This window comes from Mesorhizobium sp. B1-1-7 (assembly GCF_006442705.1).
GTDB lineage: Bacteria > Pseudomonadota > Alphaproteobacteria > Rhizobiales > Rhizobiaceae > Mesorhizobium > Mesorhizobium opportunistum.
Window position 1 is genome coordinate 184986 of the sequence record NZ_VFWQ01000002.1, and the last position, 25939, is coordinate 210924.

Sequence of the window (25939 nt, forward strand, 5' to 3'; positions counted from 1 at the left end):
GAGATGCAGCAAGCGAAGAGGAGATCGCACGGATGAAGGTTGCGGTTCTCGGCGGCGGACCAGCCGGCCTCTACTTTGCCATTTCGATGAAGCTCAGGGATGCCGCGCATGATGTGACGGTGTTCGAGCGCAACCGCGCCGACGACACGTTCGGCTGGGGCGTCGTGCTGTCGGCCGAGACGCTCGACAATCTGTCGAAGAACGACCCGGTCAGCGCCGTCTGGATCAAGAAGCATTTCGCCTATTGGGACGACATCGCCGTCATCCATGACGGTGTGCGCACAGTCTCGTCGGGCCACGGCTTCTGCGGCATCGGCCGCAAGCGGCTGTTGATCCTGCTGCAGCGGCGCGCGCGCGAACTCGGCGTCAAGCTGATGTTCGAGAGCGATATCGCCGATCCCCGGCCTTACATGGAGACGCACGATCTGGTTGTTGCCGCCGACGGGCTGAACTCCAGGGCGCGCAACAGCTTCGTCGATATCTTCAAGCCCGACATCGACACCCGCAAGTGCAAGTTCGTCTGGCTCGGCACCAACCAGAAATTCGACGACGCTTTCACCTTCATCTTCCAGAAGACCGAGCATGGCTGGGTGTGGGCGCACGCCTACCAGTTCGACAGCGACACCGCGACCTTCATCGTCGAGTGCAGCGAACAGACCTGGGCTGCCTTCGGCTTCGGCGCGATGACGCAGCAGGAATCGATCGCCGTTTGCGAGAAGATCTTCGCCAAACATCTTGGTGGTCATTCGCTGATGACCAATGCCAACCACATCCGTGGCTCGGCGTGGATCAATTTCCCGCGCGTCTTGTGCGAGCGCTGGTCTTACAAGAACCTGGCCTTGATGGGCGACGCGGCGGCATCGGCGCATTTCTCGATCGGTTCCGGCACCAAGCTCGCACTGGAAAGCGCCGTGGCGCTGGCCGAGTATGTCGAGACCGAACCGGACCTCGACGCCGCCTTCCGCAAATATGAGGATGCACGGCGCACCGAGGTGCTGAAGCTACAATCGGCGGCACGCAATTCGCTGGAATGGTTCGAGGAAGTCGAACGCTATCTCGGTCTCGATCCGGTGCAGTTCAACTATTCGCTTTTGACCCGCTCGCAGCGCATCAGCCACGAGAATTTGCGGCTGCGCGATGCCGAATGGCTAGGTGGTGCGGAAGAATGGTTCCAGCGCCAGGCCGGCGCCGGCGGCAACAGCCTGCGCCGCGCGCCGATGTTCGCCCCGTTCAAGCTGCGCGACATGCAGCTCAGCAACCGCGTCGTCGTCTCGCCGATGGCGCAGTACAAGGCCGTCGACGGCTGCCCGACCGACTGGCATTTCACCCATTATGCCGAGCGGGCCAAGGGCGGCGCCGGCCTCATTTATATCGAGATGACCTGCGTCAGCCCCGAGGGACGGATCACGCCCGGCTGTCCCGGTTTCTACGCGCCCGAACACGAGGTGGCATGGAAGCGGCTGGTCGATTTCGTCCACACCGAGACCGAAGCGAAGATCTGCGCCCAGATCGGCCACTCCGGCGCCAAGGGCTCGACGCGGCTCGGTTGGGAAGGCACCGACGTGCCGCTGACCTCGGGCAACTGGCCGGTCATGGCGGCGTCGGCCGTCGCGTGGTCGCCGCAGAATCAGATGCCGAAGGCGATGGACCGCGCCGACATGGACCAGGTGCGCGACGAATTCGTGGCTTCGGCCGAGATGGCCGACCGATGCGGCTTCGACATGCTCGAGATCCACGCCGCGCACGGTTATCTCTTGTCGTCCTTCATCACGCCGGTCACCAACCGGCGCACGGATCAATATGGCGGTTCCCTGGAAAACCGCATGCGCTATCCCCTCGAAATCTTCCGCGCGGTGCGTGCCGCCTGGCCGGCGGGAAAGCCGATCTCGATGCGCATTTCGGCCAATGACTGGGTGGGCATCGAAGGCGTGACACCGGCCGACGCGGTCGAGATCGCAAGATTGCTGCATGAGGCCGGCGTCGACATCTGCGACGTCTCGGCCGGCCAGACATCGGCACTGGCGAAGCCGGTCTATGGCCGCATGTTCCAGACGCCGTTTTCCGACCGCATCCGCAACGAGGTCGGCATGGCGACGATGGCTGTCGGCAACATCTATGAGCCGGACCATGTGAATTCGATCCTGATGGCCGGCCGCGCCGATCTGGTGGCACTGGCCCGGCCGCATCTCGCCGACCCCTACTGGACGCTGCACGCCGCCGTGACGCTCGGCGACCGCGGCGTGAAATGGCCGGATCCCTATCTGCCCGGACGCGACCAGCTCTACCGCCTGGCCGAGCGCGATGCGGCCGCGGGGCTGAAAGTATGACGGGCGCGACCGGGATCCCCGGCAAGCATGCGCTGGTCACCGGTGGCGGCTCCGGCGTCGGCCGGGCCATCGCGCTGGCGCTGGCGGGCGTCGGCATCGACGTCACCATTTGCGGTCGCCGGGAAGCCGAGCTTGCCAAGGTGGCCGGCGAAAGCGAAGGCATTTTTGGCATCAGCGCCGATGTCACCAATGAGGAGTCTATGGCCGCGCTCTACAAGACGGCGGAAGCCGCGCGCGGGGCCTTCGACATTGTCGTTGCCAATGCCGGGATGGCCGGCAGCACGCCGGCGCACAAGACGACGCTCGCCGATTGGCAGCGCACGCTCGACGTCAATTTGACCGGAGCCTTCCTGACGGTGAAACCGGCCCTGGCGGGGATGGCCGCGCGCAAGGCAGGGCGGATCGTGTTCATTGCCTCCACGGCCGGATTGAAAGGCTACGCCTATGTCGCGCCTTACGTCGCCGCCAAGCATGGCGTCGTCGGCCTGATGCGGGCGCTTGCCGCCGAGACGGCGAAATCCGGCGTCACTGTCAACGCGGTGTGTCCTGGTTTCGTGGAGACCGACATGCTGGAAGAGTCCATCCAGCGCATCATCGAAAAGACCGGCCGTTCGGCCGGCGAAGCGCGGGCAAGCCTTGCCTCGACCAATCCGCAAGGCCGCTTCATCCAGCCGCAAGAGGTCGCCGCCGCCGTGCTGTGGCTGTGCGGCGACGCGGCGCAATCGGTGACCGGACAGGCGATTTCCATTTCGGGAGGTGAAACATGGTAGCCGGCCCCCTGCCCGCGCCATCGGGACCCGGCAAGGACCGCTTGCGCCTGTGGATCAGGCTGCTGCGCGCCTCGCGCACCATCGAGGCCGAACTGCGCGAGCGGCTGAAGAAGGACTTCAACACGACGCTGCCGCGCTTCGACGTGATGGCTGCACTTTATCGCGCCCCGGAAGGCATGCTGATGAGCGACCTGTCGCGCTTCCTTTTGGTGTCCAACGGCAATGTCACCGGCATTGTCGACCGGTTGGTCTCGGAAGGGCTGGTGGCCCGCGCGCGCCGCAACGGCGACCGCCGCACCTCGATGGTGCGGCTGACCGATGAAGGCACCAAATCCTTTGCCACCATCGCCGCCGCGCATGAGGGCTGGATCGGTGAACTGCTGGGCAAGGTCAGCGAGGACGACGCGCGCCGGCTGACCGGCATGCTGACCTCGTTCCGCAGCAACTGGGAGGGACGCGAATGACCGGGATGGCCGGGCTCAAGCCGAAGCATTTCCTCTGGGAAGTCGAGGGCAGGATCGCCAAGGTCCGGCTCGACCGGCCGGAGCGCAAAAACCCGCTGACTTTCGACAGCTATGCGGAACTGCGCAACACATTCCGCGACCTTGTCTATGCCGACGATGTCGATGCCGTCGTATTCCTCTCCAACGGCGGCAACTTCTGCTCCGGCGGCGATGTCCACGACATTATCGGTCCGCTGGTCAAGATGGACATGAAAGAGCTCCTGGCCTTCACCCGCATGACCGGCGATTTCGTCAAGGCGATGCTCAACTGCGGCAAGCCGATCATCGCGGCGGTCGACGGCGTCGCGGTCGGCGCCGGCGCCATCATCGCCATGAGTTCCGACATCCGCATCGCCACCCCGGAAGCCAAGACCGCGTTCCTGTTCACGCGCGTCGGCCTCGCCGGCTGCGACATGGGCGCCTGTGCCATCCTGCCGCGCATCATCGGCCAGGGCCGCGCCGCCGAACTGCTCTACACCGGCCGCACCATGACGGCCGCCGAGGGCGAGCGCTGGGGGTTCTACAACAGGCTGGTCGATGCCGCAGCGCTCGAGGCCGACGCGCTCGACATGGCGGCGCGGATCGTTTCCGGCCCGACTTTTGCACATGGCATCACCAAGACACAGCTCAACCAGGAATGGTCGATGGGCCTCGACCAGGCGATCGAGGCGGAAGCACAGGCGCAGGCGATATGCATGCAGACACGCGATTTCGAGCGCGCCTACAAGGCGTTCGTGGCCAAGGAAAAGCCGGTGTTCGAGGGGGATTGAGATGGGCGGTTCAATGGAGACGTTGGCGGGACAGCGCCCCCCTCTGTCCTGCCGGACATCTCCCCCTCTAGGGGGGAGATCGGCTGTCGTACATGCTTTCGCAAATCGCCACCGTCGCAGGAAGAGCGCCTACGCCGACGCTGCCAATCTCCCCCCTAGAGGGGGAGATGTCCGGCAGGACAGAGGGGGGCGCCGTAGAGCGCAACGCCTCAACCGCGGAGGCACCAATGCCTGACCGTTCCTTCCTCAACTGGCCCTTCTTCGAAGACCGCCACCGGGAACTGGCCGAAAACCTCGAATCCTGGTGCCAACAAAACCTCCCCGTCGATCACCACGACGTCGACGCCGCCTGCCGCGAACTCGTGGCGAAACTTGGCCGCGACGGCTGGCTGAAACCGACGGCACTCGACACCGGCAATCCGGGACCACTCGACGTGCGCACTTTGTGCATCACGCGCGAGACGCTGGCGCGGCATGATGGGCTAGCCGACTTCGCCTTTGCCATGCAAGGATTGGGCACTGGCGCGCTCAGCCTGTTCGGCACGCCGGAGCAGCAGCAATGGCTTTCGAAGACACGCGCCGGCAAGGCGATTTCGGCCTTTGCCTTGTCTGAACCGCGCTCCGGATCGGATGTCGCCAACACGGAGATGACGGCGACCCGCGACGGCGACAGCTATGTCCTGTCCGGCGAAAAGACCTGGATCTCCAATGGCGGCATCGCCGATCTCTATGTCGTGTTTGCCCGCACCGGCGAGGCGCCGGGCGCCAAGGGGCTCTCGGCCTTCCTGGTGCCTGGCGACGCCAAGGGACTTGGCATTGCCGAGCGTCTCGAAGTGATCGCGCCGCATCCGCTGGCGCGGCTGTCTTTCGATCAGGTCCGCCTGCCTGCCGCCGCACTGATCGGCAAGCCCGGCGACGGCTTCCGTATTGCCATGTCGGTGCTGGACGTGTTCCGCTCGACGGTCGGCGCGGCAGCGCTCGGCTTTGCCCGCCGCGCGCTGGATGAGAGCATCAAGAGGGTGGCCGAGCGCAAGCTGTTCGGCGCGCCGATGGGCGAACTGCAGATGGTGCAGGGACACATCGCCGACATGGCTCTCGACGTCGACGCGGCGGCCCTTCTGGTCTACCGCGCCGCCTGGACCAAGGACATGGGCGCGGCCCGGGTGACGCGCGAGGCGGCAATGGCCAAGCTGTTCGCCACCGACAAGGCGCAAGAGGTGATCGACAAGGCCGTGCAGCTGCATGGCGGCGACGGGGTCCGCAAAGGCCATATCGTCGAGAGCCTGTATCGCGAGATCCGCGCGCTGCGCATCTATGAGGGCGCCTCGGACGTGCAGAAAGTGGTCATCGCGCGGCAAGTGATGGGCGCGGCCTGACGGCGAGCGGCATTCGATTTTGAGACTTGAGTTTTTGAAATACCGGGAGGCTTGAAATGCACGAGATTTTGCAGCCGGCGGGCTGGGCCAAACCGGTCGGCTACGCCAATGGCGTCGCGGCGCGTGGGCGGCTCGTCTTCGTCGGCGGACAGGTCGGCTGGAACGGGCAGTGCCAGTTCGAAACCGACGACTTTGTCGGCCAGGTGAAGCAAACGCTTGCGAATATCGTCGCGGTACTGGCCGAGGCGGGCGCCACGCCCCAGCACATCACCTCGATGACCTGGTATTTCACCGACAAGGCCGAATATCTGGCCAATCTCAGGGGGATCGGCGAGGCCTATCGCGAGGTGATCGGCCGGCATTTTCCGGCGATGGCCGCCATGCAGGTGATGGCGCTGGTCGAGGACCGCGCCAAGGTGGAGATCCAGGCGACGGCGGTGATTCCGGAATAATTTATTCGCGCAGCCCCGCCTTCCGCAAAATCGGCAGCACGTGATCGCAGAAATAGGGCAGCTCCTGCGTGTAATTGACGAAGGACAGGGCGATGCCCTGATAGCCATGCCCGGCAATGGCGGCCATGTCGGCGGCGATCGTTTCCGGCGTCCCAATCAGCGGATAAGTGCCGGCGCCGCCGGCGAAACGCTGCCGGTAGCGGTCATAGGCATGCGGGTCGTGCGACTGCGAGAATTCCTTCTTGCCGGCCATGTGGGCATCGACCGCGTCGTGGTCGGCCATATCGACGGCATAGCGCGTGTAATAGGCCTGCGCCTCCTCCATGGTCGGGCGGCAGACGACATGCGCCACGGTGTAGACGCCGACATTGCGGCCCACTCTGTCGGCCCGCTCGCTGATGTCGGCGACATGCTTGCCGGCATCGCCCATCTCGGAGAAGGTCGTGAACAGATAGTCGCATCGGGCGGCGGCGAAATCGCGGCCCGGGCCGCCGAACGCGGCGTTCATGGTCACCGGGCGCGGAACCTGCAGGCTGGCCGGCCGGCTGACGGCTTCCTTGAGACGATAGTAGGTGCCCTCATAGTCGAGAGGCTCGCTCGATGTATAAAGCCTTTCGAGTATCTCGATCCACTCCGCAGCCTGGTCGTAGCCCTTTTCGACGAGCGGCGTGCCGAACATGCCGAATTCCCTAGGGTTCCAGCCGCAGACGATGTTGAGGCCGGCGCGGCCCTGGCTGATGTGGTCGACCGTTGCCAGCGCCTTGGCGGCATAGAGCGGATGCACCAGCGGCACATGCACGGTCATGAACAGGCCGATCCGGTCGGTGGCCATGGCGAGCGCCGCCGCCCAGGTAAAAGTCTCGAACGACCATTCGCGCACATTGTTGCGGCCGCCAAAGCCGCGCCAGCGGGCAATCGGCAGCATGAACTCCAGCCCCGCGCGGTCGGCGATCTGGGCGGCCGTCAGATTGTCCTGCCAGCTTGCCGTCCAGCGTTCCGGCACATCGGTGATGGCCAGACCGCCATCGGCATTGGTGGAAAAGACGCCGAGCTTCAGTTTGTTGGGACCGTGCAGGGGATGTGGTTTCATGTCGCGACCTCCCGGCGAAGATTGCACGCTACGGCCCCGCGAAAATATTTCAAGCATGAAATAGCTTCGTCCGGAGATGGTTTGCGGATATGAATCCAGGCAGCATGAAAAAGGGGACGGCATGAGCGAATTCCGCCAGAAATGCATCGGCAGGACGAACCTCGTCGGTTCCTTCGCCGCCATTCCTCATCCCGTCGCGGTCGAAGTGATGGCGCAGTCCGGCCTCGATTTCCTCTGCATCGACTGGGAGCATGCCCAGATTTCGCGCGACATGATCGAGACCATGGTGCGTGCGGCCGATGTCCACCGCGTGCCGGCGATGGTGCGCGTTCCCGGCCATGCGCCGGAAGCGATCCAGGCCGCACTCGACAGCGGCGCGCAAGGCGTGCTGGTGCCGCGCGTCTCGACCGCCGCCCAGGCGCAAGCGGCGGTGAAGGCATCTCGCTATCCGCCAAAGGGCGAGCGCGGCGTCGGACCCGGCCGGGCCGCCGGCTATGGCTATCGCATTCCCGAATATCTGGCCGGCGCCAACGACAGGATCGTCGTCGCGGTCCAGGTCGAGACAGCGGAGGGGTTGGCCAACATCGAGGCGATCGCGGCCGTGGACGGCGTCGACATGGTCTTCGTCGGCCCCGGCGATCTCTCGGTGTCGATCGATGCGGTCGGGCCGAACGGCGCTGACAGACTCACGGATGCAATCCGGACGATCATCGGCGCGACGGTCGCCCATGGCAGGACATCGGGCATATTTTGCGCCAGCCCGCAGACTATCAGCCGATGGGCGGCCATCGGGGCGAGTTTCTTCGTGCTGGCCAGCGACACGATGTTTCTTGGCGCCGGCACCGCCGCCAACTGTGCCGCCGCACGCGACGAATTGGCTTGAGACGGGCGCAGCCAGGCAAAAAGGCGTATCGGCCAGGCAACAGGCCAGCCAAGCTTTTTAAGCTTAAAACTTTCGCCTTGAAAAGCGCCTCACTTTGGATAGCATTCAAAGTCGATGGGCGACCGCCGAGCCAAAGGGGTTGCTGGCCAGTCCGTCGTGGAGTTCGGGGTGGGAGGGGTTCAGTCCTTGTCGTTTGTACCGGCCCAGTCATCGTCGAACGCGCGTTATGGTTTCGATGGCGTGCGCGCCCGTGATCCGCATACAGAGAATCTCATCAATCGCGCGCGCAGGCTCGCCGCCATGAATTGACGCCCCGCTGGGAGGTGGGACGGCAAAAAACCGTGCGGGGAAATCCCGCCCGATCAACAACCAGAGGGAACACCCTAGAGGGAACACCAAATGAAGCTCACCCGTCGCAATCTCATCCTGCTCGCGGCCACCATCGGTATCGCCGCCGGCCCTGCCACCGCCTATGCCGCCGATGTGCTCAATGTCGGCGCCTACCCAACCAATCCGCCCTTCGAGTACAAAAACGAGAGCGGCACCTTCGAGGGTTTCGAGGTCGACATCGTCAACGAAGCGGCCAAGCGCGCCGGCATGACCACCGACATCGCCGATCTCGGCTTCCAGGCCTTGTTCGCCGCTACCACCTCGAAGCGCATCGATGTCGCGATCTCGTCGATCACCATCACCCCGGAGCGGCTGAAATCGCAGTCCTTCACGCAGCCCTACTATGATTCCGACATGGGCATCGCGACGAAGACCGACAGCGCTGTCAACACCGAGGCCGACCTCAAGGGCAAGATCGTCGGCGTGCTTTCGGGCTCGACCGGCGAGACCTGGGTCAAGGGGCACCAAGAAGCCGACGGCTTCAGCGACGTGAAGGGCTACGACACGCAGCAGAACCTGCTGCTCGACCTCAGCGCCGGCCGCGTCGATGCCGCCGTCAGCGACATTCCGGGCATGGAATACTCCTTCACCAAGATGAAGGATTTGAAGGTCAAGCAGCGCATCAAGACCGGCGAACAGTACGGCCTGATGATGACCAAGGACCATCCGCTGCTCGGCAAGCTGAACGACGCGCTGACCGCGATGAAAAAGGACGGCACGCTGGCCGCGATCCACAAGAAGTGGTTCGGCAGCGACGCGCCGGCCGATTCGTCGACCGTCAAGGAAATGCCGCTGCCGAAGGCCTGAGCGGCAATGCATTGACATCGTGCCGGCCTTCCACGCCGGCACGACTCATTTCATGCTCCGGCATCGGCTGCCGCGGGCCGCCCCGCTGCAGGCGCGGGTCAACTGGTTTCAACCTGAGCATGCTTTGCTCTCGGGAACGCTTCCATGTCGCTGATCGACACTTTCTTCAACGCCGATGTCATCGCGTCGAGCCTGCCGGCGCTGTTGCGTGGTTTCCTGAACACGCTGCTGCTCGGAATCCTGAGCATCGGCATCGGCATCCCGATCGGCCTGGTGATCAGCCTGCTGCGGCTCTATGCGCCGAAGCCGCTCCGCTGGCTGGCGGTCGGCTACACCGACATCTTCCGCGCCCTGCCGGTGCTGGTGGTACTGATCCTGATCTACTACGCGCTGCCCTTCCTCGGCATTCGCTTGTCGTCCTGGGCGTCCGCCGTGACGGCGTTCGCCATCATCATGTCGGCCTATTCGGCGGAAGTGTTCCGCTCCGGCATAGAGAGCATTCCGCGCGGCCAGTTCGAGGCCTCGCAGGCGCTTGGCCTGCCGTTCCTTTTGACCCTGCGCAAGGTGGTGCTGCCGCAAGCGGTCCGCGTGGTGATCCCGCCGATGACCAGCAATTGCGTCTCCATGTTCAAGGACACCTCGCTCGCCTCGACCGTGGCGCTGCCGGAGTTGCTCAAGGAAGCGACCAATGCGCAGTCGCTCTACGCCAATCCCTCGCCGCTGATCGGCGCGGCGCTGGTCTATCTCATCTTCCTCTGGCCGATGGTCCGTCTCGTCAGCCTGCTTGAAGACCGCTTCAAGACCGAAAAGACGCGCTGACCTCGCCAACCTAACCCACCCCGACCAAGTCCTTCGCAGGAGCCTGCCCGTGAACAAGCACCAAACCGACAATGCGAGCGCCGCCGCGTTCCCCGTCGACGCCATCCGCGCCATGTTTCCCGCCCTGCAACGGGCCGGCGATTTCATCTTCCTGGACAACGCCGCCGGCGCGCAGATCCCGCAGAGCGTGCTCGACGCGATGACCAACCATCTGGTTTCGCACAATGTGCAGCGCGGCGGCCGCTATGGCCGCAGCGTCACCGTCGACCAATCGGTTGCCGACGCGCGCGCGAGCGTGGCGCTGCTGATCAACGCCTACAGCCCGGCGGAAATCTGCTTCGGCATGAACGCCACCTCGTTCATCCGACTGGTCAGCCTCGGCATCGGCCAAATGCTTGCCAAGGACACGGAAGGGGAGCGACACGAGATCGTCATCACCGACATGGACCACGATGCCAACATCGCGACGTGGCTCGCGCTGGAATCCGCCGGCGCCAAATTCAAGTGGTGGCGGATGCGCGAGGACGGCAATTTGCATGTCGACGATCTGCGCCCGCTGGTCTCCGAGCGCACCCGCCTCGTCGCCTGCACGGTGACGGCGCATTCGATCGGCTCGATCGTCGATGTCGCTTCGGTGGCAAAAATTGCGCACGCAGCCGGCGCGGAAGTGTTCCTCGACTGCGTCCATTACGGACCGCACGGGCTGATCGACGTGCAGGCTTGGAACTGCGACTATCTCGTCTGCTCCGGCTACAAGAACTTCTCGCCACATATGGGCTTCCTATGGGGCCGCTTCGAGACGCTGAAGCGGCTGCCGACCTTCCGCGAGGATTTCATCCCCGACGAGCCGCCCTACAAGGTCGAGGCCGGCACCTTCATCTACGAGAACGTGTCGGGCATGGATGCCGCCGTGCAGTATCTGGAACTGATCGGCCGCAATCTAGCACCTTCCAACAACCGCTCGCGGCGCGAGAACATCGTCGCCGGCATGGGCGCCATCCGTGACTATGAGCTACTTTTAGCGCGCGAGATGCTGGCTGTGCTGAAAGGGTGTGGGGCGACAATCTACGGCGTCGCCGAGGAGGGCCGCATCCATGAGCGCGTGCCGACTTTCTGCTTCAACATCGGCAAGTTGTCGCCGCAACGGATCGTCGAGGAAATGGCCGAGATGCAGATCGGCATCCGCGACGGCCACATGTATGCCCCGCGCCTGATGAAGCGGCTCAATTTGTCGATGGACAGCGGCGCCATCCGCGCCTCCCTGGTGCACTACAACACGGTCGAGGAGATCACGCGCTTCGGCGAGGCGTTGCGCGCGATTGTTGCGAAGCTGTCGTGAGCTGATCTCTTCGCGAGATGCCGGCGGGACAGCGCCCCCCTCTGTCCTGCCGGACATCTCCCCCACAAGGGGGGAGATTGGACGTCATCGCGGCTTTCGCTAATCGTCAACGCCTCAGCGATAAGCGGGGCGCCGAAGCTGCTAATCTCCCCCCTTGTGGGGGAGATGTCCGGCAGGACAGAGGGGGGCGCGAAGGATCGCTATCTTCGCGGTATGGCGGTCTCCGCGACGGACCACCTTCGCCTGGCACGGTGACGCTCGACCTCAGGCCGCCTTCTTCTTCGCAAGCCTCGCCTTGATCGAGGCGACGTCGGCGCGTGGTGTCGCGGCGAAGAGTGTCTTGGTGTAGCTGTGCTTGGGGTCTGAAAAGACCTCGTCGCGCGAGCCGTATTCGACCGCTTCGCCGAAATACATCACCATCACGTCGTCGGCGATGTAGCGCACGACGGACAAATCGTGGCTGATGAAGACATAGGTCAGCTGGAATTCGTCCTGCAGGTCGGCGAGCAGGTTGAGCACCTGCGCCTGCACGGAGAGGTCCAGCGCCGAAACCGGTTCGTCCAGCACCAGAAGACTTGGATTGAGCATCAGAGCACGGGCAATGGCGATGCGCTGGCGCTGGCCGCCCGAGAACATGTGCGGGTAGCGGTTATAGTGCTCGTGGCCGAGGCCGACCTTCTTCAGCATCTTCATCGCCAGGTCGCGCCGCTCGGCGGCTGGCTTGTCGGTGTTGATCAGCAGCGGTTCGCCCAGCACGTCGCCGATCTTCTGGCGCGGATTGAGCGAGCCGTAGGGATTCTGGAAGACGATCTGCACCTTGCGGCGCATCTCCCTGGTCAATCCGCCCCTGGCGATATCGACCTTGTTGCCGTCGATGAACAGGTCACCCGACGTCGCCGGATCGATCAGCGTGATGATGCGGGCAAGCGTGGACTTGCCGCAGCCGCTTTCACCGACGATGGCAAGCGTCTTGCCCTTGTCGACAGTGAAGGAGACGCCCTTGACTGCGTGCACGGTGCGCGGTCCGGTGAACAGGCCGCCGCCGATATGGTAGTCGCGGACGATGTTCTTGCCTTCGAGGACCGTCGTGCTCATGCGGTGGCTCCCGCGGCCGAGGGGGCCGGCTCGAACAGCATGTCGGAAACGGTCGGCAGCCGGTCGCCGACGGCGTTCTCCGGCAAGGCCGAGAGCAGCGCGCGCGTGTAATTGCTTTTCGGCGATTCGAACAATGACAGCACGTCGGCCTCTTCCATCTTGCGGCCCTTGTACTGGACGATGACGCGGTCGGCGGTCTCGGCCACCACGCCCATATTGTGGGTGATCATGATCAGGCCCATGCCGTATTTGGCCTGCAGCGAAACCAGGAGGTCGAGGATCTGCTTCTGGATGGTGACGTCGAGCGCGGTCGTCGGCTCGTCGGCGATCAGCAGCTTCGGATTGCAGGCAATGGCGATGGCGATCATGACGCGCTGGCACTGGCCGCCGGACATCTGGTGCGGGAATGAACTCAGCCGCTCTTCCGGATCGGAGATGCCGACCAGCTTCATCAATTCGATGGCACGCGCTCGGCGCTGGGCGCGATCCATGCCCATGTGGAAGCGCAGCACCTCCTCGATCTGGAAGCCGACCGTGAAGCACGGGTTGAGGCTGGCGATCGGTTCCTGGAAGATCATCGAGATGTCCTTGCCGACGATCTTGCGGCGCTCGGACGGGCTGAGCTTCAGGAGGTCGACGCCGTCGAATGCCATGCGGTCGGCCTTGACCGTCGCGGTGTTGGGCAGCAGCCCCATCACCGCCAGCATCGACACCGACTTGCCGGAGCCGGACTCGCCGACGATCGCCAGCACCTCGCGCGGCTCGATCGAAAGGTCGATGCCTTGCACGGCCATGAACGGCCCGGCCGCGGTGTCGAAGGAAACGGTAAGGTTCTTGATCTCGAGCAGAGACATGCTCACGACCTCTTCAGCTTGGGGTCGAGCGCATCGCGCAGGCCGTCGCCGATCAGGTTGATGGCAAAGACGGTGATCAGGATGGCGAGGCCCGGGAAGGTCACCACCCACCAGGCGCGCAGGATGAACTCGCGCGCTTCGGCCAGCATCGTGCCCCATTCCGGCGTCGGCGGCTGCGCGCCCATGCCGAGGAAGCCGAGTGCGGCCGCCTCGAGAATGGCATTGGAGAAGGACAGCGTCGCCTGCACGATCAAGGGCGCGATGCAGTTGGGCAGGATGGTGACCAGCATCAGCCTGAGATGGCTGGCGCCGGCGACCTTGGCGGAGATGACATATTCGCGGTTCTTTTCCGCCATCACGGCGGCGCGGGTGAGCCGGGCAAAGTGCGGCTGCAGCACGAAGGCGATGGCGATCATGGCATTGACGAGGCCAGGCCCAAGCACCGCGACCAGCACCAGCGCCAGGAGCAGCGACGGGAAGGCCAGGATGATGTCCATGATGCGCATGATCAGCGTGTCGACCCAGCCGCGGCAGTAGCCGGCGAGCAGGCCGAGGATGACGCCGGAGATCAGCGCCGTGGTGACGACGACGAAGCCGATGGCGAGCGAGAAGCGCGAGCCATAGATCAGGCGCGACAGCATATCGCGGCCGACGGCGTCGGTGCCGAGCAGGAACTGCGCGTTGCCGCCCGCCTGCCAGGCAGGCGGCGTCAGGAAGAAATCGCGGAACTGGTCATCAGGCGAATGCGGAGCGAGCAACGGCGCGAAGATGGCGATCAGGATCAGCAGCGCGAAGACGAAAAGGCCGATCACCGCGCCCTTGTTGACGGAGAAGTAGTGCCAGAACTCGGCGAACATCTGCAGCCGCGCGTCCTGTGGCTTGACGACGGTCGCGGCTTCGATTGTGGCTGGGCCTTCGTTGGTCATGTCAATTCGCCCGTATGCGCGGGTTGATGACGGCGTAGAGCACGTCGACGATAAGGTTCACCGACATGACGATGAGGGCGATCAAAAGCAACCCGCCCTGCACGGTGAAATAGTCGCGCTTGGAAATGGCATCGATCATCCATTTGCCGATGCCGGGCCAGGAGAAGATGCTCTCGGTCAGGATGGCGCCGGTCAACAGCGTGCCGACCTGCAGGCCGATGGTGGTGACGACCGGGATCAGCGCATTGCGGAAGGCATGCAGGCCGATGACGCGGCGCGGCGCCAGGCCCTTGGCGCGCGCGGTGCGCACATAGTCCTCGCCCAGCACCTCGAGCATGGCCGACCGCGTCTGCCTGGCGATGACGGCCAGCGGTATGGTGCCGAGCACGATGGTGGGCAGGACGAGATGCGACAGTGCCGAGCGGAAGGCGCCCTTCTGCCCCGAGATCAGGGAATCGATGGTCATGAAGCCGGTGACCGGCTTGAAGAAATAGAGAAGGTCGATGCGGCCGGAAACCGGGGTCCAGTGCAGCGTGCCGGAGAACACGATGATCAGCAGCAGGCCCCACCAGAAAATCGGCATGGAATAGCCGGCAAGCGCGGTGCCCATGGTGAGCTGGTCGAACCAGGAGCCACGGCGGATCGCGGCGAAGATGCCTGCGGCGACGCCGAGCACGACGGCAAAGATCATGGCGAAGATGGCGAGCTCGACCGTTGCCGGGAACCGCACCAGGAAATCCTTGAGCACCGGGGTCTTGGTGGAAAACGAGGTGCCGAAATCGCCACTGAGGATGTTGGTCAGGTAGGTCAGGTATTGTTGCCAGATCGGCAGGTCGAAACCGAACTGATGCATCAGCGCCGTATGGCGCTCGGGCGACAGGCCGCGTTCGCCCGCGAGCACCAGCACCGGATCACCGGGCAGGATGCGCACGAAGCCGAAGGCGAGGATGGTTATCCCGATGAAGGTCGGGATGATGAGGGCGAGCTTACCGAGGATATAACGCAGCATGGCGGGCGAGTGGGGACGGCACCGTGCGGCGCCGCCCCCGTTTCGCGAACCTTATTCGGCGATATCGACGCCGTCGAAGCGGTGGATGCCGAGAGGATCCATCGCAAAGCCGGAAACGGTCTTCTGCATCGGCATGAACACCTTGGAGTGAGCGAGCGTCGCCCACGGTGCCTGCTCCTTGAAGATGACCTGTGCCTGTTCGTAGAGCTTGGTGCGCTCGGCCTGGTCCGAAACCGTCTTGGCCTTGTTGATAAGCGCATCGAAGTCCTTGTTGCACCATTCCGCGCGGTTGTTCGAACCGACGGAAGCGCAGCTCAGGAGCACGCCGAGGAAGTTGTCCGGATCGCCATTGTCGCCGGTCCAGCCGACGATGACGGCGCCGTCGTGATCGACCGCCGAAGCGCGCTTGAGGTATTCGCCCCAATCGTAGCTGACGATGTTGACGGTGACGCCGACCTTGGCGAAATCGGCCTGGATCAGCTCGGCGGTGCGGCGCGCGTTCGGCATGTACGGACGCGACACCGGCATGGCCCAGACATTCATCTTGAGATCCTTGACGCCGGCTTCCTCAAGCAGCTTCTTGGCCGCATCCGGATCGTACGGATCGTCCTTCACGTCCTTGTTGTAGGACCACATGGTCGGCGGGATCGGGTTGACCGCCACCTGGCCAGCACCCTGGAAGACCGCGTCGATGATGGCCTTCTTGTTGATGGCCATGTTGAGCGCCTTGCGGACGCGCACGTCGTCGAACGGCTTCTGCTGGGTGTTGTACATCAGCGCGCCGACATTGAGGCCTTCCTGCTCGTCGACCTTCAGGTTCGCATCGGCCTGGAGGCCGGCGATGTCGGCCGGTGCCGGATACGACATGATGTTGCACTCGCCGGCCTTGAGCTTCTGCGCGCGCACCGCCGGATCGGTGGTGATGGCGAAGACAAGGTCGTCGATCTTCTGCTTGCCGCCCCAATAGTCCGGGTTGGCCTTGTACCGGATGGCGGCGTCGGTCTGATAGTCGACGAAGATGAACGGGCCGGTGCCGATCGGCTTCTGGTTGAACAGTTCAGGCGTCTTGTCGGCCTGCAGCTTGTCGGCATATTCCTTGGAGACGACCGAGGCGAAATCCATGCCCAGCGTCGGAATGAAGGTGATCGCCGGCTCCTTGAGGGTGAACTTCACCGTCAGGTCGTCGACCTTCTCGACCTTGGTGATGTTGTCGCCGAACTGGTCATTGTAATACTGGTAGGCGATGCCCGGGATGTACTGGAACCAGGGGCCGGTCTTGTCGACCTGGCGCTGGAACGAGAACACCACGTCGTCGGCGTTGAAGTCGCGCGTCGGGGTGAAATAGTCGGTGGCGGCGAACTTGACGCCCTTGCGCAGCTTGAACGTATATTCCTTGCCGTCGTCGGAGATCGTCCAGCTTTCAGCCAGTCCCGGCGAGGTCGTGGTCTTGCCGTGATCGAATTCGACGAGGCGGTTGAAGACGGTACGCGAGGACGCGTCGAACGTCTGGCCCGCGGTGTACGGCGCCGGGTCGAAACCCTCTGGCGATGCTTCCGCGCAATAAACCAGAGTTTTCGCGTTGGCCACGCCTCCCAGGACGCTTGCAGCCAGCAACGCGGCTGCAAAAGTCAGTTTCTTCTTCATTGAGCACTCCCTGATGTTCTTCCAAGCCCCTCTATCAGGCTCGCGAAGCGCGCATATAAGCACCGTTTTTCCGGCTTTGGAACACCCCGTTTGCTTACCCCGCGGGAAGCAGGAAAAAAATCCGCGATTTTGCTAAATGGCAGAAAAAATTAGCAGTTTTTTCCATTCACGCTATTATTAACGACCGCATTTTTTTATTGATCTGCCATCTGGTGGAATCGATGCCGCGACCGCTTCCAGCCAATCCACGGCTTCGAAGGTGCCGGGAAAGATGCCGGTTCCAGAGGTCGCCGTCGGGAAAGATTTTCGACGGCAAATCTTTCGGCGCCTTGCCGCTGGGGCAAGACTTGCACCGCCGCCGATAGAGGCAATACATAGATAAACAGGCTGGGATGGACAGGCTGGCGGCAGCGGAGAACGTCTCCATCAATCGGAGGTGGGCGCGGCACCGGCAACCAAGAAACAGTCGAACAGGAATTGCTAGGGAGGAACGGGTGGCAAAAGCATCGAAGACGCCGGTGAAGGCGTCGGCCAAGGCAGTCTCGAAACCAGCCGCCGGCACCGACGGGCAAGGAAAGGCCACGGCCAAAACCGCGGCCGCGAAGACAGCAGCCAAGCCCGCCGAGAAGGCACCCGCGGCAAAAGCGGCCGCTGCCACCAAGAGCGTCACCAATCCGGCGGCGAAAGCCGCCCCGGCAAAGACTTCTCCGACAAAGGCCCCTGCCGCAAAGATTTCTCCAGCAAAGGCCTCTCCAGCAAAAACTGGGGCGAACAAGACCGGGGCGGCGAAGGCCGCATTGCCGGCCAAGGCAGTCCCGGCACCGAAGCCGGCGCCGGCCAAGCGGCTGCCGAAAGCACTCACCGAACTTACCGCCGGTCTGCCGGAAAAACTGTGGCTGAAGAGCTATCCCAAGAACATGCCGGCCGAAATCGGGGCCCTTCCCTACAACTCCATCGGCGACTTCCTCGTTGGCGCCTGCAAGCAGTTTGCCGGCCAGCCGGCCTTCACCTGCATGGGCAAGTCCATCACCTATGCGGAGCTCGAGCGGCTTTCGGCGGCTTTCGGCGCCTATCTGCAGTCGACGGGTTTGCAGAAGGGGTCACGCGTCGCGCTGATGATGCCGAATGTGCTGCAGTATCCGGTGGCGATGATGGCGGTGGTCCGCGCCGGCTACACGGTGGTGAACATCAATCCGCTCTACACGCCGCGCGAACTGGAACATCAGCTCAAGGATTCCGGCGCGCAGGCCATCGTCATCCTGGAAAACTTCGCCAACACCTTGCAGGCGGTCGTCGCCAGGACCTCGGTCAAGCATGTCGTCGTCGCGGCCATGGGCGACATGCTCGGCGGCCTGAAGGGCACGATCGTCAATCTGGTCGTGCGCCGCGTCAAGAAAATGGTACCGGCCTGGTCGTTGCCCGGCCATGTCAAATTCAACGCCGCCCTGAAGGCTGGCGGCGGGATGAATTTCAAGCCGGCCACGGTGGCCGCCAATGACGTCGCCTTCCTGCAATATACCGGCGGCACCACGGGAATCTCGAAGGGTGCGACCCTGCTGCACAGCAACGTGCTGGCCAATGTCGCGCAGAATTCGCTCTGGGTCGAGGACGCCTATACGATCAAGCCCAAACCCGCGCATCTCAACCTCATCTGCGCACTGCCGCTCTACCATATCTTCGCGCTGACCGTGAATGCGCTGATGGGCATGCAGATGGGCGGCCAGAACATACTGATTCCCAATCCGCGCGACATTCCAGGTTTCGTCAAGGAACTGGGAAAGTATCCGATCCATATCTTTCCCGGTCTCAACACGCTGTTCAACGCGCTGCTCAACAACGAGGATTTTCGCAAGCTCGACTTCAAGCCGCTGGTCCTGACGCTGGGCGGCGGCATGGCGGTGCAGAAGGGCGTCGCCGAGCGCTGGAAGGCGCTGACCGGCTGCCCGGTCTCGGAAGGCTATGGCCTGTCGGAGACCTCGCCGGTGGCGACGGCCAACAAATTCAGTTCCGGCGACTTCACCGGCACCATCGGCCTGCCGCTGCCCTCGACCGAAATCGCCATCCGCGACGATGACGGCAACAACGTCCCGCTGGGAGAAGTCGGCGAGATCTGCATCAGGGGGCCGCAGGTGATGGCCGGCTACTGGAACCGGCCGGACGAGACCGCCAAGGTGATGACCAAGGACGGCTTCTTCAAATCGGGCGACATGGGCTTCATGGACGAGCGCGGCTACACCAAGATCGTCGACCGCAAGAAGGACATGATCCTCGTCTCGGGTTTCAACGTCTATCCGACGGAACTCGAGGAGGTGGTGGCGATGCATCCGGGCGTGCTCGAGGTGGCGGCGATCGGCGTGCCGGACGAGCACTCGGGCGAGGTGCCGAAGCTGTTCATCGTCAAGAAGGATCCGGCCCTGACCGTGGAGACGATCACCGCCTTTTGCCGCGAGAACCTGACCGGCTACAAGCGGCCGAGATACATCGAGTTCAGGACCGAATTGCCGAAGACGCCGGTCGGCAAGATCCTGCGGCGGGCATTGCGCGAATAGGAACGGTCTTGGATAGCGATCGTGCCGGCGATGGTGGGCCGGATCATGGATTGCGCCTCGACCCGGCTGAATTCATCAAGGCGAACATGCGCCTCGTCCCGGTGCCCGCGCTTCCGGAAATCCGGTTTTACACGGCCCATCCGGGCAGCGGTTTGAGACGGCTCGTCGACCCTGAAAACGAAGGTGATGCGGACGACGACGGGCCCGAACCGCAACCGCCCTACTGGGCTTATGCGTGGGCCGGCGGCGCCGTGCTGGCGCGCTACATCCTGGACAATCCGTCGACGGTGACGGGCCGCCGCGTGCTCGACCTCGGGGCGGGATCGGGCATCGTCGGCATCGCCGCCGCGAAGGCCGGCGCGCGCACGGTGATTGCCGCCGAGATCGACCGCAACGGCGTCGCCGCGCTTACACTCAATGCGGCGGCGAACGGCGTCGCCATCACCGTGGTCGGAGACGATGTCACCAAGGGTGCGCCACCGGCGGTCGACATGGTGCTCGCCGGCGATGTGTTCTACGGGCAGGACGTCGCGCGCCGCGTCATGCCTTTCCTCGACCGCTGCCGCGCTGCCGGCATCGAGGTGCTGGTCGGCGATCCGGGCCGGGCCTATCTGCCCCGCTCGCGGCTGCGCCTGGTCGCCGAATACAAGGTGCCGGATTTTGGCGACGCGAAGGGTGCGGCGACCAGACCGAGCAGCGTCTTTCGTTTCGAGGGCAGAAGATCGCTGGCGCTAGGATCACAACCCAATCACTCTGAATGACCGAGTTTGCGGGTCGAAAGCGGCCCTTCCGCGCCAGATCAGTCGATGCTTGAAACTGCCATTCGCCGCATGAAAGCGGCGTCGAGCATGGTCAGAAAGGCGCGCACCGCGGGGTTGGCGCGTCGGCTTGCCGGCCAGAGCACGGTGACGTTATTTCGCTCGACGGCGAACGTGGACAGCACTGGGACCAGATCGCCGCGCTTCACATAGGGAGCCGCCATGAAGGAGGCGCCTATGCCTATCCCGCCACCGGCTGCCAGCATGATGAGCACGGCATCGCTGGCATCGGCGACCACACCAGCATTGGGCACGATCTCGATCTCGTGGTCGCCAATCCGGAAGGGCCAGCGAAAGGTCTGGCCTGTGCTCTGATACCGAAGATTGACGGTGTCGTGCCCTACCAGGTCATCGGGATGGGTCGGGGTGCCGCGTTCCTCGAGATAGGCCGGCGAGGCGAAGCAGCAAAGCCGATGGGGTGCGAGCTTGCGTGATAGCAGCCGGGTGTCAGCCAGATCACCGATGCGTATGGCGACATCGATGCCTTCCTCAATCATGTCCACTGTCTGGTCACCCAGCCTGAGATCGACGACCAGGTTCGGGTGGAGCCGACGGAAAGCCGGCAAAGCCGGAGCGATCAGGTGGAGTCCGATCGGCAGCGACGCGGCCACGCGCAACGTGCCCGATGGTTCGGAGCGCGCGGTCATTGCCGCCTGCTCGATTTCCTCCGCCTCGCGTAGCAGACGCAGCGCGCGCTCATGCAGGTCGCGCCCTTCGGGCGTGAAGGTGAGCGAGCGCGTCGTACGGGTAAACAGCGACAATCCTAAATGCCGCTCGAGCCGCTGGATGCTCTTGCTGACCGCCGACGGGGAAATCGACAGCGCGCGCGCCGCTGCCGTGTAGCTGCCCAGCGATCCGGCACGCGCGAAGGCGATGATACCAGTGAGCCGATCCAAAGCGATATGTTCCACCACGGCATTACTTAAGCGCCATCTGCGCCGATTATCAACCGGGGATGATGCCGCTAAATCTGCTCCAACGACATGATGAGCGGAGATTTGACCAAATGAGCGATAAGATGAAGGCAGTCCGTCTGCACGCATTCGGTGGTCCCGAGGTGCTGGTGTACGAAGACGCGCCGAGGCCAAATGTGAAGCCCGGCGAGGTGCTTGTCCGCGTCCAGGCGGCGGGGCTTAATCCGCCCGACTGGTATCTGCGGGACGGCTATCGCGCACTGCCGCCAGAATGGCGACCCAACGCATCCTTCCCACTGATTCTCGGCACGGACGTGTCGGGCGTCATTGAAGCGGTTGGCGCCGACGCCGGTGAGTTCAGCATCGGCGACGAGGTCTATGCAATGGTTCGCTTTCCCCATGACCTAGTGACGGGTAGCAATGCCTACGCGCATTATGTCAGTGTGCCGGCATCGCAGCTTGCGTTGAAACCAGCCGGCATCGACCATATTCATGCGGCCGGCGCACCGATGTCGCTTCTGACGGCATGGCAGTTCTTGATCGAACTTGGCCACGACGAGCCGAATCCGTTCCAGCCCTTCCGGCATGAGCCGGTGCCGCTCGACGGCAAGACGGTGCTAATCAACGGCGCCGGAGGCGGTGTCGGGCATCTGGCTGTCCAGTTGGCGAAATGGCGGGGCGCTCGTGTCATCGCGGTGGCATCGGCCAAGAACGAGGGGCTGATGCGAGATCTCGGCGTGGATCAGTTCGTCGACTACAAGACGACCGCGACCGAAGAAGTCGTCCGAGACGTCGACCTTGTCCTCGACGCGGTGGGCGGCGCGGACATGGAGCGCTTCTTCCATGTCCTGAAGCCGGGCGGCGCGCTGTTCCTGATCAACCCGCTGGGCTTCACGGGTCACGAGGAGGCAGAGAAGCTGGGAATCACGGTCTCATCCACACAGGTTCGATCCAATGGCGCGCAGTTGGCAAAAATCGCCCGCCTGCTCGACGACGGCATTGTGCGTGTCGTCATCGACAGCACATTCCCGCTGGCCGAGGCATCGCGCGCGCACCAGCGCGCCGCCGACGGCAGTATTCAAGGCAAGATCGTGCTGGCCGTCTGATTTGTTGCTTTCAGCCGCCCGATCGTCGGAAGTGCAGACGGTCGAGCGGGATCCACCAAGGTAAGCCATGATGCTGATTGTTACCGGTTATATGTACGTCGAGCCCTCGTCGGTTGCCGAGTTTGTCCAGGATATCCAGAACCTCTCCATAGCTACGCGGCAGCGGGACGGAAATCTTTCCTATGACGCGGCTGTGGACGATCCGCTTGCCGGCCGCCTCCTGGTCGCCGAGCGGTGGAGAGACCAGGCCGCACTCACTGCACATCTCCATGCTACCGACACGATGGCGTTCGTTGGTCGATGGGGCGACACCATTAGGGGTGAAATTCTCAAGTACGACGTCCTGCGCAAACGTGGCTTGATGGACGAGTAGCAAAGTACGCCGGTGAGCGTAGAGCGGCAGTCGGATCGTCTGCATATCTGCGCGCGCAACCGGCGCAGTGGACGGCAATCGCAGTCACCCATTCGTCAACCAAGCGGGCGTACTGCCTCGTGCTCATGTGGTGGGCGTGATTGATCCGGCTCGGGAACGCATAATCTACGACCGTGCAGCCACGCCGTTCGAGCCAACAGACAAGGCTGGCTCTCACATCGCTCGTGATCTCGAACCGGACGGGACGACCGGTCTTCTGTTGAACGACGCTTGCTCGGGTCCTGATTTCCGGTCCGGCGACCACATCGCGAATCCTGATCTTGACCAGGTCGCAAGCTGCGCGTTCGCGGTTGGCATCATCGAATTGAGAATGGCCCATGTGAGTTCTCCTCGGCCTTGATTGGCCGGAGGAGAAACGGTGCGGGGCACTTGCCGCTTGGGCCGTTAACGGCCTGGCAGCTTTCAAGATGACTGGCAAGAAAGCCGATCTTTATGTCGAGCGTAGTGCGCACCGCTTTGCGCCAATAGCGGTCATGGGGTCGGATGCCACGATTGACGTAGGGCAAACAACAGATCAGCCGGTTTCTCTGGCGTCCCGCCCAGCCCGGGACAACTTGCCAACAGGCAATGATCGAGGGACCGAGTTTTCTCTCCGGCCTGACGATATCCTAACTGGAATCTAACGTTCGGCGCTCGGCGACGCGTTCAACCAAGCGCTGCCGTTACGGCAGTTCACTTATGTTTCGCTGACGAGAGGTCATCGGGTCAGCGCAGGCTTGGCTCGCGGGGGGAATGCGCGTGTCGAGAATTGCCGCGAGAACGGTCGGTTCGTTTTCCAGGGGGATTGACGCATTTGGCGCCTTGTTCCGTCTGGGTGCTCACGCCAGCAATGTTGACGTCGCCAATGGCGAGAAGAATGACGGGCTTGGCGTTGGACTGAGCCGGCATAGGGCGTTCGCCAAGGGTTGCACCCTCAACGCCATCACGCCCCGAACCGAGGATCGTGATCCCGAGCAGCCACTGGCACGCTGTTTTGCCGACAGGCTTATTGGCGATTCCCACGTCTTCCTGATCAATCCGACGGGGACGAGTCTGTCCATCGGATCGCAAGTCCTGCTGACGACTTGCGACGCCATGCGGCCGAGCAGTGTTGACCAAGTCGGTCATGGAGGCTCGAAATGTCGCCGGTAACTGCCATTCGCCTGATCTTCTTTATGGATGGATTGATCATCGCCAAGTGGTTGCCGCACCTGCCGGACATCCAGGCGCATCTGGGCCTCGACGTCGGCCAGCTCGGGTTGGCGCTTGCCGCTCTGCCGCTCGGCATCATGTCATCGCTACCGCTGGTCGGAACCTTCGTCATCTCGCGCTTCTCCGAGCGGGCCGCCATCCGCGTCACCTTCCTCTGGCTGGCATTGACCTCGACCCTTCCCGGCCTCGCCTGGGATTTTCCGAGCTTTGCGATCGCACTGTTCTTCTACGGGTCGGGCATTGCCGGCGTTGAAGTCGCCATGAACGCCACCGCCGATGCCGTCGAGTCCCGCGTCGGCCGGCGGATCATGTCGAGCTGCCACGGCCTGTGGAGCGTCGGCAACCTCACCGGTGCGGCGCTGGGCAGCCTGGCACTGTCGCTGCATCTGGACGCCATCGTAACCTTCATCGTCGCAGCCCCGATTCTGATGGCGCTGGCCTACGCCTCGACCGGCCGGCTCGGCCATAGCCCGATTTCGTCGGAGCCGGGGCCGGCCTTGGCCTTGCCAGATTTCCCGCTGCTGGTCCTGTGCTTGCTGCCGTTCTGCGCCTGCGTGCTGGAAGGTGCCATGGCCGACTGGGCAGCTGTGTACCTGCGGATCGAGCATGGTGCTCAGGCTGCGCTCACCGGTGCCGGCTTCGGCGTCTTCGCCGCCGTCATGGCCGCAACACGGCTGACCGGCGACCGCCTCGTCGATCGTGTCGGACCGGTCTTCATCGCCCACTGCTGCGGCGTCTCGGGCGTCCTGGGCCTGCTGGTGATCTGGGTCGCCCCCGGCGTGTGGCCGGCGTTGGCCGGATTTGCGCTGATGGGCTTTGCCGCCTCACTGATCTTCCCGATATCGGTTACAGCCGCGGCCCGTCAACCCGGCCGCTCCGCCGCCATGAACATCGCGTCGCTATCGCTGATCTGCTTTTCCGGCTACGTCATCGGCCCACCGGTCGTCGGCCTCATTGCCGACCTGGTCGGCCTGCGCAACGCGCTTGCCTGCCTCATTCCCTTCGCGCTCGGCGTCCTGCTGCTCGCTCCACGGCTCCAACCCAGGGCCGCCGTCACCGGCACCGCCACGGCCCAAGGCTCCACCCATCTCGACCATTGGCGGGCAAGCTCAAGTTGATTTGAGTTTTGACCCCCAGGCGCCCGTCGTCAGACCGTCTCCTTGACCCGCGCCGAAAGGAAATCCGGCAGGTCGGCAACCGAATCCAGGATGACGTCGGCGATTTCGGCCAGCGATTCGCGCGTGCCGGTGCCGGAGAGCACGCCCACCGCCAGGCCGCAGCCACCAGCCCGCGCCATTTCGAGATCGTGGCGGTTGTCGCCGACCATGGCGATCGCCGCCGGCTTCAGTCCGGTAAGATCGCAGAAGGCCTGGATCGTATCGGGGGCAGGCTTGGGATTGGCCACCGCGTCGTAGCCATAGGCGGCATCGAAGAGTTGGGCGACGCCCAGCGTGACCAGCGTCTTTTCAGCGCCGCTGGTCGAATCGTTGGTGGCGACACCGAGGCGGTAGGCTCTTTTATGCAGTGCCGCCAGCGTGTCGACGATACCAGGCAGCGCCACCGCCATCGCCGAGCCCTGCATCGAGGTGATCTCGTTGAAGCGGGCGACGGCCAGCATCTGGTCCTCGTCGGACAGCCGCGGGAACCACAATTCGACGACGTCCATGTTGGTACCCGAGGCAAAGATTGAATCAGGCTTGAAGCGGCGGTTGGCGAAATCGAAGCCGGCCGCGGCAAGCAGCCTGTCGGCCTTCCAGCGGTCGCCATCGGCCGCGTCCATGGCCATGAAGTCGGCGACGCCAAGCCAGGTCGCGTTGAAGTCGACAAGCGTTCCATCCTTGTCGAACAATATTCCCTTGATGTCGGCCAAACGC

At 63.6% G+C, this 25939-nt stretch carries 25 protein-coding genes; 15 read left to right on the forward strand and 10 right to left on the reverse strand.

Annotation, left to right across the window (positions count from 1 at the left end; genetic code table 11):
- Positions 1-32 precede the first annotated feature (32 nt).
- The 6 genes from FJ978_RS03455 (at position 33) to FJ978_RS03480 (ending at position 6198) form a co-directional block, all read left to right on the forward strand.
- The gene (locus tag FJ978_RS03455; RefSeq protein ID WP_140570261.1) at positions 33-2327 is read left to right on the forward strand and encodes a bifunctional salicylyl-CoA 5-hydroxylase/oxidoreductase; all 2295 of its coding nucleotides are present in this window, start codon (positions 33-35) and stop codon (positions 2325-2327) included.
- Entirely contained in the window at positions 2324-3097 is a 774-nt protein-coding gene (locus FJ978_RS03460) for an SDR family NAD(P)-dependent oxidoreductase (RefSeq protein WP_140570265.1), read from the forward strand. Before FJ978_RS03455 ends, FJ978_RS03460 begins: the two co-directional genes overlap by 4 nt.
- Positions 3091-3561 carry a MarR family transcriptional regulator gene (locus tag FJ978_RS03465; RefSeq protein WP_013891350.1) on the forward strand — a complete coding sequence of 157 codons (471 nt, stop codon included), beginning with the start codon at positions 3091-3093 and terminating at the stop codon, positions 3559-3561. The genes FJ978_RS03460 and FJ978_RS03465 overlap by 7 nt, the downstream gene beginning before the upstream one ends.
- Entirely contained in the window at positions 3558-4370 is an 813-nt protein-coding gene (locus tag FJ978_RS03470) for an enoyl-CoA hydratase family protein (RefSeq protein WP_140570268.1), read from the forward strand. Before FJ978_RS03465 ends, FJ978_RS03470 begins: the two co-directional genes overlap by 4 nt.
- A gap of 227 nt (positions 4371-4597) precedes the next feature.
- The gene (locus FJ978_RS03475; protein WP_140570270.1) at positions 4598-5746 is read left to right on the forward strand and encodes an acyl-CoA dehydrogenase family protein; all 1149 of its coding nucleotides are present in this window, start codon (positions 4598-4600) and stop codon (positions 5744-5746) included.
- 56 nt (positions 5747-5802) lie between these two features.
- Positions 5803-6198, forward strand: a complete 396-nt coding sequence (locus FJ978_RS03480) for a RidA family protein (protein ID WP_013891353.1) — start codon at positions 5803-5805, stop codon at positions 6196-6198.
- 1 nt (position 6199) lies between these two features.
- On the opposite strand, the gene FJ978_RS03485 is transcribed toward FJ978_RS03480, so the two are convergent.
- The gene (locus FJ978_RS03485) at positions 6200-7288 is read right to left on the reverse strand and encodes an LLM class flavin-dependent oxidoreductase (RefSeq protein ID WP_140570271.1); all 1089 of its coding nucleotides are present in this window, start codon (positions 7286-7288) and stop codon (positions 6200-6202) included.
- A gap of 121 nt (positions 7289-7409) precedes the next feature.
- On the opposite strand from FJ978_RS03485, the gene FJ978_RS03490 reads away from it, so the two are divergent.
- The 4 genes from FJ978_RS03490 to FJ978_RS03505 all read left to right on the forward strand — a co-directional run bounded on the left by FJ978_RS03490 (position 7410) and on the right by FJ978_RS03505 (position 11526).
- Positions 7410-8171 (forward strand): HpcH/HpaI aldolase/citrate lyase family protein, encoded by a 762-nt coding sequence (locus FJ978_RS03490; protein WP_140570274.1) that lies wholly within the window; start codon positions 7410-7412, stop codon positions 8169-8171.
- A 399-nt stretch (positions 8172-8570) separates the two neighbouring features.
- The gene (locus FJ978_RS03495) at positions 8571-9368 is read left to right on the forward strand and encodes an ABC transporter substrate-binding protein (protein ID WP_013891356.1); all 798 of its coding nucleotides are present in this window, start codon (positions 8571-8573) and stop codon (positions 9366-9368) included.
- A 144-nt stretch (positions 9369-9512) separates the two neighbouring features.
- Positions 9513-10187, forward strand: coding sequence for an amino acid ABC transporter permease (locus tag FJ978_RS03500; RefSeq protein ID WP_023766380.1), 675 nt, complete (start codon positions 9513-9515; stop codon positions 10185-10187).
- Positions 10188-10236: 49 nt separating this feature from the next.
- Positions 10237-11526 carry a cysteine desulfurase-like protein gene (locus FJ978_RS03505; RefSeq protein WP_140570277.1) on the forward strand — a complete coding sequence of 430 codons (1290 nt, stop codon included), beginning with the start codon at positions 10237-10239 and terminating at the stop codon, positions 11524-11526.
- Between the two features lie 264 nt (positions 11527-11790).
- Here the strand turns inward: FJ978_RS03505 and FJ978_RS03510 are convergent, their stop codons facing one another.
- The 6 genes from FJ978_RS03510 to FJ978_RS33080 form a co-directional block, all read right to left on the reverse strand.
- Entirely contained in the window at positions 11791-12621 is an 831-nt protein-coding gene (locus FJ978_RS03510; protein ID WP_013891359.1) for a dipeptide ABC transporter ATP-binding protein, read from the reverse strand.
- On the reverse strand, positions 12618-13475 hold the full coding sequence (locus FJ978_RS03515) for an ABC transporter ATP-binding protein (protein ID WP_140570281.1): 858 nt from the start codon (positions 13473-13475) through the stop codon (positions 12618-12620). Before FJ978_RS03515 ends, FJ978_RS03510 begins: the two co-directional genes overlap by 4 nt.
- A 2-nt stretch (positions 13476-13477) precedes the next feature.
- Entirely contained in the window at positions 13478-14332 is an 855-nt protein-coding gene (locus FJ978_RS03520) for an ABC transporter permease subunit (protein WP_174324787.1), read from the reverse strand.
- 70 nt (positions 14333-14402) lie between these two features.
- Entirely contained in the window at positions 14403-15410 is a 1008-nt protein-coding gene (locus FJ978_RS03525; protein ID WP_013891362.1) for an ABC transporter permease subunit, read from the reverse strand.
- A gap of 51 nt (positions 15411-15461) precedes the next feature.
- A complete protein-coding gene (locus tag FJ978_RS03530) occupies positions 15462-17054 on the reverse strand; it encodes an ABC transporter substrate-binding protein (RefSeq protein ID WP_013891363.1) in 1593 nt (530 codons plus the stop codon).
- Positions 17055-17220: 166 nt separating this feature from the next.
- Positions 17221-17862, reverse strand: a complete 642-nt coding sequence (locus FJ978_RS33080; protein WP_246678038.1) for a hypothetical protein — start codon at positions 17860-17862, stop codon at positions 17221-17223.
- A gap of 37 nt (positions 17863-17899) precedes the next feature.
- Here FJ978_RS33080 and FJ978_RS03535 point away from each other — a divergent pair, with 37 nt between their 5' ends.
- Both FJ978_RS03535 and FJ978_RS03540 read left to right on the forward strand, forming a co-directional pair.
- Positions 17900-19603, forward strand: coding sequence for a long-chain fatty acid--CoA ligase (locus FJ978_RS03535; RefSeq protein ID WP_246678050.1), 1704 nt, complete (start codon positions 17900-17902; stop codon positions 19601-19603).
- 86 nt (positions 19604-19689) lie between these two features.
- A complete protein-coding gene (locus tag FJ978_RS03540) occupies positions 19690-20364 on the forward strand; it encodes a methyltransferase (RefSeq protein WP_246678052.1) in 675 nt (224 codons plus the stop codon).
- 38 nt (positions 20365-20402) lie between these two features.
- On the opposite strand, the gene FJ978_RS03545 is transcribed toward FJ978_RS03540, so the two are convergent.
- Positions 20403-21335, reverse strand: coding sequence for a LysR family transcriptional regulator (locus tag FJ978_RS03545; protein WP_013891366.1), 933 nt, complete (start codon positions 21333-21335; stop codon positions 20403-20405).
- Between the two features lie 92 nt (positions 21336-21427).
- Here FJ978_RS03545 and FJ978_RS03550 point away from each other — a divergent pair, with 92 nt between their 5' ends.
- Both FJ978_RS03550 and FJ978_RS03555 read left to right on the forward strand, forming a co-directional pair.
- On the forward strand, positions 21428-22441 hold the full coding sequence (locus FJ978_RS03550; protein ID WP_140570292.1) for an NADP-dependent oxidoreductase: 1014 nt from the start codon (positions 21428-21430) through the stop codon (positions 22439-22441).
- A 67-nt stretch (positions 22442-22508) separates the two neighbouring features.
- Positions 22509-22814 (forward strand): putative quinol monooxygenase, encoded by a 306-nt coding sequence (locus FJ978_RS03555; RefSeq protein ID WP_140570296.1) that lies wholly within the window; start codon positions 22509-22511, stop codon positions 22812-22814.
- Positions 22815-23579: 765 nt separating this feature from the next.
- Here the strand turns inward: FJ978_RS03555 and FJ978_RS03565 are convergent.
- Positions 23580-23981: a hypothetical protein gene (locus tag FJ978_RS03565; RefSeq protein WP_140570299.1), complete on the reverse strand. Its 402-nt coding sequence runs from the start codon at positions 23979-23981 to the stop codon at positions 23580-23582.
- 11 nt (positions 23982-23992) lie between these two features.
- Between FJ978_RS03565 and FJ978_RS03570 the strand changes: the two genes are divergently transcribed.
- Positions 23993-25183, forward strand: coding sequence for an MFS transporter (locus FJ978_RS03570; RefSeq protein WP_140570302.1), 1191 nt, complete (start codon positions 23993-23995; stop codon positions 25181-25183).
- Between the two features lie 29 nt (positions 25184-25212).
- On the opposite strand, the gene FJ978_RS03575 is transcribed toward FJ978_RS03570, so the two are convergent.
- Positions 25213-25935 (reverse strand): HAD family hydrolase, encoded by a 723-nt coding sequence (locus FJ978_RS03575; RefSeq protein ID WP_140570307.1) that lies wholly within the window; start codon positions 25933-25935, stop codon positions 25213-25215.
- Positions 25936-25939 lie beyond the last annotated feature (4 nt).

Coding starts and splice junctions, on each gene's coding strand:
- FJ978_RS03455 (WP_140570261.1), top strand. CDS start 33: ATGAAGGTTGCGGTTCTCGGCGGCGGACCAGCCGGCCTCTACTTTGCC.
- FJ978_RS03555 (WP_140570296.1), top strand. CDS start 22,509: ATGATGCTGATTGTTACCGGTTATATGTACGTCGAGCCCTCGTCGGTT.
- FJ978_RS03515 (WP_140570281.1), bottom strand. CDS start 13,475: ATGTCTCTGCTCGAGATCAAGAACCTTACCGTTTCCTTCGACACCGCG.
- FJ978_RS03470 (WP_140570268.1), top strand. CDS start 3,558: ATGACCGGGATGGCCGGGCTCAAGCCGAAGCATTTCCTCTGGGAAGTC.
- FJ978_RS03490 (WP_140570274.1), top strand. CDS start 7,410: ATGAGCGAATTCCGCCAGAAATGCATCGGCAGGACGAACCTCGTCGGT.
- FJ978_RS03540 (WP_246678052.1), top strand. CDS start 19,690: ATGCGCCTCGTCCCGGTGCCCGCGCTTCCGGAAATCCGGTTTTACACG.
- FJ978_RS03550 (WP_140570292.1), top strand. CDS start 21,428: ATGAGCGATAAGATGAAGGCAGTCCGTCTGCACGCATTCGGTGGTCCC.
- FJ978_RS03565 (WP_140570299.1), bottom strand. CDS start 23,981: ATGACCGACTTGGTCAACACTGCTCGGCCGCATGGCGTCGCAAGTCGT.
- FJ978_RS03475 (WP_140570270.1), top strand. CDS start 4,598: ATGCCTGACCGTTCCTTCCTCAACTGGCCCTTCTTCGAAGACCGCCAC.
- FJ978_RS03520 (WP_174324787.1), bottom strand. CDS start 14,332: ATGTTCGCCGAGTTCTGGCACTACTTCTCCGTCAACAAGGGCGCGGTG.
- FJ978_RS03495 (WP_013891356.1), top strand. CDS start 8,571: ATGAAGCTCACCCGTCGCAATCTCATCCTGCTCGCGGCCACCATCGGT.
- FJ978_RS03530 (WP_013891363.1), bottom strand. CDS start 17,054: ATGAAGAAGAAACTGACTTTTGCAGCCGCGTTGCTGGCTGCAAGCGTC.
- FJ978_RS03485 (WP_140570271.1), bottom strand. CDS start 7,288: ATGAAACCACATCCCCTGCACGGTCCCAACAAACTGAAGCTCGGCGTC.
- FJ978_RS03465 (WP_013891350.1), top strand. CDS start 3,091: ATGGTAGCCGGCCCCCTGCCCGCGCCATCGGGACCCGGCAAGGACCGC.
- FJ978_RS03500 (WP_023766380.1), top strand. CDS start 9,513: ATGTCGCTGATCGACACTTTCTTCAACGCCGATGTCATCGCGTCGAGC.
- FJ978_RS03510 (WP_013891359.1), bottom strand. CDS start 12,621: ATGAGCACGACGGTCCTCGAAGGCAAGAACATCGTCCGCGACTACCAT.
- FJ978_RS03460 (WP_140570265.1), top strand. CDS start 2,324: ATGACGGGCGCGACCGGGATCCCCGGCAAGCATGCGCTGGTCACCGGT.
- FJ978_RS03480 (WP_013891353.1), top strand. CDS start 5,803: ATGCACGAGATTTTGCAGCCGGCGGGCTGGGCCAAACCGGTCGGCTAC.
- FJ978_RS03525 (WP_013891362.1), bottom strand. CDS start 15,410: ATGCTGCGTTATATCCTCGGTAAGCTCGCCCTCATCATCCCGACCTTC.
- FJ978_RS03570 (WP_140570302.1), top strand. CDS start 23,993: ATGTCGCCGGTAACTGCCATTCGCCTGATCTTCTTTATGGATGGATTG.